Consider the following 8,373-nt stretch of genomic DNA (forward strand, 5'->3'; position numbering starts at 1 on the left):
TTTCTGGCAGGCTTGGACTTTTCGCTGGCGGTCCTGGCACTGGGCTTTAGCAGACCGGGCGCATCACTTGCCACAGCCATTGGCCAATTACGCTCTGGCCTTGTTGCTCGGGGCCAAGGACCAAACACTTTATGCCGATAACCCTAAGATTCAAGAGCTGGGCTTAATTCACTTGTTTTCCTTATCTGGTTTTCATGTGGCCTTTTTACTGGCCCTAGTACGGTGGTTGGGGCGACGCCTGGGGCTTTATCGTGAAATCACCTTGGCAATCATGGCGGTGGTCCTGCCAAGCTTTTACTGGCTAACGGCTTGTCCACCAATTTTGGTACGAGCGGTTGTGGCAGGCGAGGGACGGATATTGAGGCAGGCTGGCGGCTGGCGGGTTGATCCGGTTACGATTTGGTCCTGGTCTCTGTTGGTGGCCTTGGCTGTCCACCCCCAAATCCTGCTAACAGTCGGTGGCCAGCTTTCTTTTGCCCTGACCCTAGCCTTAACGCTCATGCCTGCAACCTGGCCCAGTTGGCAAAAGGGGGTCTTTCTCTCGGTGCTAACTTTTCCGATTATTGTCGCCCAACAGTATGTTTGGAATTGCTGGCAGACGGTGGCTAACCTGCTGGCGGTACCAATCTTTTCCACTGTTATTCTGCCAACAGTCTTGGTCGCTTTCCTGCTTGTCCCCGTTCCCGGTCTGGCCCCAACCTGTAATTGGATAGTCGCCAGCTTTGACCAAACGATTGCCTGGGTGGGGTCTTGGCCGGGTCAAGTTGTGGTTGGTGCACTTGCCTGGCCGGTCCTACTAACCTTATTTTGTTTGCCTTGGTTTGCAATCGGGGCGAACCACCGTTGCCGTCGGTGGTTAGTCAGCACTTGGATTGTCGTCTTGTTATTTGGCTGGACGACCGTTCGCTGGCGGTCAACGGGGGAATACACGACCTTTGATATTGGTCAGGGGGATGCAGCCGTACTCCGCGAACCCTGGAATCGGTCGGTGACTTTAATTGATACCGGTGGCAAGGTTAGTTTTCAACGGCCGGAATTTGGTCAAAATTCTGGGAATCAAAGTCCCGCTAGTCAAGCAAAAAGTCAGGAGGGCCTGGCCAGGTCGGTCATTGTTCCATACCTGCACGCCCTCGGTATTGGTCGGATTAACACGTTGTCTTTATCCCACCAGGACCAAGACCACCTGGGGGATGCCAGGGTAATTTTAACGACCTTTCGCGTGGACCAGGTCCTAGTCCCAGCCGGTCTGCCCAACCAACCGGCCTTTCAACGGAAAGTCAAACCCTACTTGAATGGGGCTAAGGTCGTCGAGGGTACTGACCAAGTCCAGGTTTCCCACTTGCCCCTTAAAATCCTCCATCCGTTTCAGCCTGGAATTGGCGAAAATGAAGATTCCCTGGCATTGGCCGGTCGTCTGGGTCCCTTAACGCTCTTTACGGCCGGTGACCTGGACCAAATGGGTGAGGCTGCCATCCAAGCCAAGTACTCCAATTTCCGACCAGACATTGTTAAGTTTGGCCACCATGGGTCTAAGACGGCCACCAATCCAACCGTGATGGCAACCTGGCGGCCTAAGTATGGGTTGATTTCCGCGGGGCGGGATAATCGCTATGGTCATCCTAACCAAGAGACCCTCGAGACAGCCCGGGCCAACCAGATGATTGTCTATGATACCCGTCGCCAAGGTATGCTAAGATATGTATACGATCTAAATCGAAAAGGATATTTTGAGGTAACCAGCAGTCATGACCTTACAGACCCTAAAAAATCAAATTGACCAAGGCGCCTTGCCCAGCCTCTACTTAGTAACTGGGAACGAAACGGCCCTGATTCAAAAGGCCCACCGGCTTTTTTCAACTATTATCGAACCGGCTGACCAGGAGATGAACCTGGCCGCTTACGACTTTGCCAGTGACGGCCTCGATGCCGTTTTGGGTGACTACCTCAGTGCCCCGTTTTTTGGAGACCACCGGGTTGTTTTAATGGAAAACCCGAGCTTTTTGACGGCCACGGGCAAATTAACCCCTGACCAAGAAAAGGCTTTCTTGTCTGCGATTGAAAATCCAATTCCTGGCAACTTATTGGTAATTTTTGCCAATGACCTTTCTCTGGATAAACGGAAAAAGGTGACTAAAGCGGTTATCAAGCAGGCTGAAGCTTTGACCTTGACGGCCTTGGACGAGCGGCAAAGTCGCCAGGCCCTCCACCAGTTCTTGGACCCTCGGCGGGTGACCATCGACCAAGATGCAGAGAACGAGTTGGTGCTGCGAACCCAGGCTTCCTATTCTAAAATTTTGGCCGAATTGCCAAAGCTTTTGTCCTATGCAGCGGAATCGAAAAAAATTGATTTGGCTGGGGTCCAGGGACTGGTACCCAAGGAATCGACGGCCCAGGCTTTCGATCTGGCTGACTTGGTTCTGCGCCAACAAAAAACGGCAGCTTTGACCCTCTATCACGACTTGATTCAAAACGGCGAAGTCCCATTGCGGTTGAACGCCCTCTTGCTGGGTCACTTCCGCCTTCTCTTGCAGGTGGCGGGATCCCAGGGGGCTGACCAAGAGGTGGGCTCAGCCTTGAAGGTTCACCCATACCGAGTTAAGCTTGCTCGACAATCCCTGCGCAAGTACCGCCTTGGTCAGGTTCGAGCTGGATTTTTAGACATCCTCGACATGGAAATCAAGATGAAGTCCACGACCGCTGACCCGGCCTTCTTGTTTGAAGATTTTATGGTTAATTTTTAAGAATGAAAACATATTAATATTTCTGGTGCCAATCATTTGTGAAAATGATTGGCACCTTTTTAGGTTGAGGTCTAAATCGCTAGTGAAACTGAAAGTCTTGATTATTCTGATATTTTGCATTTTGGTAAGAACGTTGCATAATTTGTTGATAACCAGCCATTATGCCCCTAGTAGTGATTTTAGAAAAAAGATGGTTTATAAATATTTTTTAAAAAATAGATAAAATGTAGATGTGATATTTAATCATTTATAAAATAATCGTTCTTATTTAAAAAAATAAGTTGAAATATTAGACAAAATGGTTGACTGTTGCTACGATAATGAATTAAAATACATATTATTGAAATCTTTGATACAATAAAATTTCTATAATAATAGGTTTTCCAGCAGGAGAGAGAAGGTTAAAAAATGTTAGAAAAACTAAAGAATCTTAGTAAAAAGAACAAAATTATCATGGCATCAGTTTTGGCAGCTATTTGTGCTCTCTTTATTTTGGGGAATATTGGTAACCATAATGATGATACAGATACCACGCAAAGTGGTTCCTCTAGCAAAGGAATTACTTTGAGTAGTGCCTTATCATCAAATAAGCGTCGACTCTGGTATAGTTTGGTGCTGCCAGAGCACACAGCAAGTGACGATCGATTAGCTAGTGATGTTATCGTTGCAATGGTTTACGTTGTTGAAGATGGGAAAATGACAGCCTACCAAACTCACCATGTTGGTAATACAGATGGAAAAGACAATCTATTGATAAGCGATATTCAAAACATGAGTGACGATGAAATTATTAAAGAGTCACAAAAGCTTGATAAACGAGTTTTTGAGTTAGACAAGGCTGATGAAAAAAAGGCTTTCGATAAATTTAACCTAAATAATATTTATGATAATGACAGGATTAGTTATTATAAAGACAGGATTGAAAAGGGACGTGCTTCACTCGCTGATGTGAAATACCAGAAGCCAAAGGCCCAAGCAGTTAATATCATTGCCTACCATACTAGTTCTAGTCAAACACCGACAAAGGAATCTTTGCTGATTTCACACCATCAACTTGATGGCGGCTTGCCAGTTGACCACGAAGGGTCTCCATACGTAGATTACTCGAATAAAAATACAGAATATGAAATACCATTTGGTTATTCAATGACCTATAACCAAACCGTGGATGATACTAACTTTGCTGGATTTAATTACACATTCTTTACGAAGGTAAAAAATAGTAAAGCATACTATAGCCTCGACGACAACGTAAATTCAAATCTAATTACTAAGTCAAAAATTATTTAAAATGAAAACGCCTCATGCTAGAAAACTAGCATGAGGCGTTTTATGTTAATTTGCAGAGATTAGTCAAAGTCGCCATCAGCGATTTGAGCCAAGGTATCCCGAGAAGGGATAAAGTAGAGCTGTCCGGTTAATAATTCTGAGAAAGTTAATAAGAAGTCCGACTTGTCGACCATGTTTTGCAACATACCCTTGGTGACGTCCCAGTAACGGGAGTAACCCATGAAGTAAGTTCCGGTATTACCGGTGGCGGGGTCAGAATAGGGAACATTCATCCGAATGATTTTCTGTTCTTCGCCATCCTTCTGATACTGAGAAGTCACGTTATGGGCATTTTCATACTTCTTGTCGTCGTCGAGTTCCAAGTCGGTAAATTTTTCACGGCCAACGGCCTTTTCTTGGTGCTCGGTCTTCATCTTGTTCCAGAAGTCCATGTTGTGGCGCCACTTTTGAGCGAAGGCATATGACCCGTTTTCAAAGGCGGCATCTTCGTCACCAATGATGGCATAGTCAGCGGCATCTTCTGGAGCTGGTGCTTCGGTTCCATCGATAAAGCCAATGATGGCCCGACCTTCAAAGTAGCGGAAGCCCTGGGTTGAGTCCAAGACTTCGGTGTAATCAGACAAAAACTTCATGAACTGCGTCTGGGCTTCAAAGACAACCGCTTGGTTGTTGGCCCGGATGTGGAAGAACAGGTCACCTTCGGTGGCCGGCATCTGGTACTTGGGGCCAGCAACACCGGTGAAGGTTTCGAGTTCTTGGGGCTTAGCCGAATTTGGGAAGAGTAAATCCCAGGCGTGGTTCGAGAAGCCAAAGGCCACCTTCAAAGTTGAGGGTGTACCATCTGGTTTACCATCGCGAATCCGCAAGGAGCGGATGATGGCCTGTGATCGGTCTGCAAAGTCGACAATGGCCTGGTGCAAGTCGGCTTGCGGAAGGTCCTTGAACTTTAAGACGGTAAACTGTACGCTTTGCCCAATGTCTTTCCAGACGTCTTGAGCTACTTTCGGATTGATTGGCATTGTGATGATTCCTCACTTCCTAATATTTGCTTGCTTTAACTATACCTGATTATTAAAGAAAAAACACCAAAATAGATTTATTCTAACTTAAAGGGCTAAATTATAAAATTAAGACCTGGAATTTTGAACCAATCATTCGTAAAATAAAGGCATGCAAACGATTACAAAAATCGCCACCCAGAAACAGGCTGGCCGGTACAATCTTGAATTAGATGGACGGTTCGCTTTTGGTGTGTCTGAAAATGTCTTGGCTAAGTTTGGCCTCATTAAGGGTCGCCAACTTGATCCAGCCATGGTCGAAGCCATCAAGGCCGCTGATAAGGTCGACCAGGGGTTAAAGATTGCCCTCAATTATTTGAGTCCAGCCTTGCGGACTATCAAACAAGTTAGAGACCGACTATTGGCCAAAAAGGTCGAAGAAGAAGTCGTTGACCAGGTGATCGACCACTTGGTGGCCCAAGAACTCTTAAACGATGCTGTCTACGCTCAACACTACGTCGCCACCAAGCAGGCCTTTAATCCCAAGGGACCGCGAGGGATTGCCATGGACTTGGCCCAGGCGGGAGTCGCCGAAGAAATCATTGATGAGGCTTTGATGGCCTATAGCACCGAAAATCAGATTGAAGTCGCGGTAAAATTGGCCGAAAAGGCCGCAAAGACTCATCGACGGGATTCTTCTGTTATCCGCCAACAAAAGGTCGCCCAGGCCTTAGTGCAAAAAGGGTTTTCATTTGACATTGCCAGCCAGGCAATTAGCCAAATCGACTTAACCAATGACGAGGAAGATGAGCAGGCCAATGCCCTCCGTCAGGTAGAAAAATTAGCCCACCACCATCGACGCTTACCCAGCAAGGACCGGTATTATAAGGTCAAAGGGGCCTTGTATACCAAAGGTTTTCGCGGTGAAATGATCGACTGGGCTTTGGACCAAATTGATTGGGAAGAGGAAGAATAAGGTTTGCCTGCTGCCCTGAATTACTGCATAAATCTTTTTAAAATTTAAAACTGCAGGTGCGAAGTTGGGTTATTGTTAATTTTCAAGCCACTGGTCTAGTTAAAATTTCTGGGAAAGACCCCCATGGTTTTCAAATCATGATATAATAGAAAAGGAATTTTTGTCAGAAAAGTGGGACGAGCATGATTGTTGATAAGCCAAGTCGCGGACCGCGCGAAGGTGATGTCATCACGATCAAAAGCTATAAGCATGACGGCTCGCTGCATCGAACCTGGCGTGACACGATGGTGCTAAAGACCAGTGAAAACGCAATCATTGGTCTGAATGACCATACTTTAGTGACAGAAGATAACGGCCGGCGCTGGGTGACCCGCGAACCAGCCATTTTGTACTTTCATAAAAAGTACTGGTTTAACATCGTCGCGATGATTCGCGATAACGGAATATCATACTACTGCAACTTAGCCTCGCCTTATACCATGGATAAGGAAGCCTTAAAGTACATCGATTACGACTTGGATGTTAAGGTCTTCCCTGATGGCGAAAAACATCTCTTAGATGCGGATGAATATGCGACGCATAGTAAAAAGTGGCATTACCCCAAAGAAATTGATTCGATTTTAAAGGATCACGTCAAGATCTTAGTTGACTGGATCAACGAGGAAAAAGGACCATTTTCTCAGGGTTATGTTGACGTCTGGTATTCTCGTTACCAATATTTGATGCAACAGCGGTTAAAAGATCGTCGTTGACTTAGTTAGAAGAACACGGAAACGTGTTCTTTTTTTATACTCGAAGTTAGGCCTAAAGATGACCCAATGACATGTCTTAGTTTTGGGGTTCATATCACTCACAAAGAGCGTGACTTCTTTTTTTATGATTCAGTAAAGTTTTGTATAATACTAAGTAAGTAAATGAAGGGTAGGGACGTCATGGCGGTCAACATTTTATTTCATTCAGGAGCAACCGATAGCCGGCAAATCTTGGTCAATCAAATTACAGAACAATTGGCCCAAGGCGACAAACGGTCGATCTTTTATGTGGTGCCCAACCACGTCAAGTTCGATGCCGAAGTCGATGTGCTACGACGGCTGCGGGCCAACCATGGCTATAGCACTGACCAAACCTATGCCCAATCACAGGTTCAAGTTTATTCGCTGTCCCGACTAGCCTGGCGGCTCTTGCAAGATCAGGGGAAGGTTCAGCCACCAGTGATGGCCGAGGCCGGGCTCTTTGTCTTGGTTTCGCAAATTTTAAAGGCCAATGCCAGTGTTTTGCCAACTTTTGCCCGGATGCAGGCCAAGGCCGGATTCGTCCAAACCTTGGTGACCCAGCTGGCCGAACTCCGCGGCGCTGAAATCACCCCCGAAGACCTCTTGGCCATCTTGGATCAAGTCCAAAATGATGGACAGACCAATCCGCTCCAGACCAAGACTTTAAGCCAAAAGCTCCGGGACTTGGCGGTGGTGGCGGATGCCTTTAACGAGGCTTTGGCCGAAAAATATATTCTGGCTCAAGAATCCTTGCCATACTTTGCGGACCAGAGCCAAGACCTTGATTTGTCGGAAACGGTCTTGTACTTTGAAGGCTTTACCGGCTTTACTGCCGGGGAATGGGCGGTCGTTAACTTACTGACGCGAAAGGCCGACGTGACCTTTTCCTTGCTCGGTTCTCGTGACCAGCTGGGGACCGTCCAACCGGGGGATGTCTTTGAAAAGCCAATGACGACGGCGCTGACTTTAATGCGGTTGGCCCAACAAAAAGAGATTGAACTAGCCCTGGTGGATGGCGATAGTCAAAATCAAAAACCACTTAATTTGACTGGTGATGAGCCAACGGCGCAAGAAGAGGGCGCAGCCAACCAGACGGCCGAACTAACCGCCCGTGAAATCCTCTTACCGGCCTGGGAAAAGTTGGGGTCTTATCAAGAACCAGCCCAATCCAGTCAAAAGCCCGACCTATCGGTCTTAGTAGCCGGGAACACGGTCACTGAATTAGAGGCCGTGGCCCAACGGATTCGGGCCGACCTCCAAGCTAATCCGGACCTCCACCTCCGCGATATCTTAGTTTTGGCTCGCGACCTCGGCCCCTATAGCAAACACCTGCCGGCCGTCATGAACCAGTATGACCTGCCGTTCTTTTTAGATAACGATATTAAAATGGGTAACCATCCCTTGGTGGAACTGGTGACCAAACTCCTTGGTTCCAGCCATCAAACTTGGAGCCAACAAAATATTTTAACGGTCTTAAAGACCGGCTTTTTGCGTCCCAGCCTCCATGGGGTCCTGGTTGCCGATGAGGACTACTTTGAAACGGTCGCCTACCTCGATAATTACCTGGCGGGCCACCGACCAACCTACCGGGTCTG

The 8,373-nt window shown here is 47.1% G+C and carries 7 protein-coding genes; 6 read left to right on the forward strand and 1 reads right to left on the reverse strand.

Annotated elements, in window-relative coordinates; all coding sequences use genetic code 11:
* The 3 genes from AOQ29_RS03235 to AOQ29_RS03245 form a co-directional block, all read left to right on the forward strand.
* The coding region (locus AOQ29_RS03235) for a DNA internalization-related competence protein ComEC/Rec2 (RefSeq protein ID WP_061993112.1) at window positions 1-1,777 on the forward strand (1,777 nt) is incomplete at its 5' end.
* Window positions 1,746-2,741, forward strand: a complete 996-nt coding sequence (holA, locus tag AOQ29_RS03240) for a DNA polymerase III subunit delta (RefSeq protein ID WP_061993113.1) — start codon at window positions 1,746-1,748, stop codon at window positions 2,739-2,741. The genes AOQ29_RS03235 and holA, both read left to right, overlap by 32 nt.
* Window positions 2,742-3,149: 408 nt before the next feature.
* On the forward strand, window positions 3,150-4,031 hold the full coding sequence (locus AOQ29_RS03245) for a hypothetical protein (protein WP_061993114.1): 882 nt from the start codon (window positions 3,150-3,152) through the stop codon (window positions 4,029-4,031).
* Between the two features lie 59 nt (window positions 4,032-4,090).
* Here the strand turns inward: AOQ29_RS03245 and AOQ29_RS03250 are convergent, their stop codons facing one another.
* Window positions 4,091-5,050, reverse strand: coding sequence for a Dyp-type peroxidase (locus AOQ29_RS03250; protein WP_061993115.1), 960 nt, complete (start codon window positions 5,048-5,050; stop codon window positions 4,091-4,093).
* Between the two features lie 151 nt (window positions 5,051-5,201).
* Between AOQ29_RS03250 and recX the strand changes: the two genes are divergently transcribed.
* The 3 genes from recX to AOQ29_RS07675 form a co-directional block, all read left to right on the forward strand.
* Window positions 5,202-6,005: a recombination regulator RecX gene (recX, locus tag AOQ29_RS03255; protein WP_061993116.1), complete on the forward strand. Its 804-nt coding sequence runs from the start codon at window positions 5,202-5,204 to the stop codon at window positions 6,003-6,005.
* Window positions 6,006-6,187: 182 nt separating this feature from the next.
* The gene (gene ntdP, locus AOQ29_RS03260; protein ID WP_061993117.1) at window positions 6,188-6,757 is read left to right on the forward strand and encodes a nucleoside tri-diphosphate phosphatase; all 570 of its coding nucleotides are present in this window, start codon (window positions 6,188-6,190) and stop codon (window positions 6,755-6,757) included.
* 180 nt (window positions 6,758-6,937) lie between these two features.
* The coding region (locus tag AOQ29_RS07675) for a PD-(D/E)XK nuclease family protein (protein ID WP_179948353.1) at window positions 6,938-8,373 on the forward strand (1,436 nt) is incomplete at its 3' end.

The organism is Fructobacillus ficulneus (genome assembly GCF_001047075.2).
GTDB classification, from domain to species: domain Bacteria; phylum Bacillota; class Bacilli; order Lactobacillales; family Lactobacillaceae; genus Fructobacillus; species Fructobacillus ficulneus.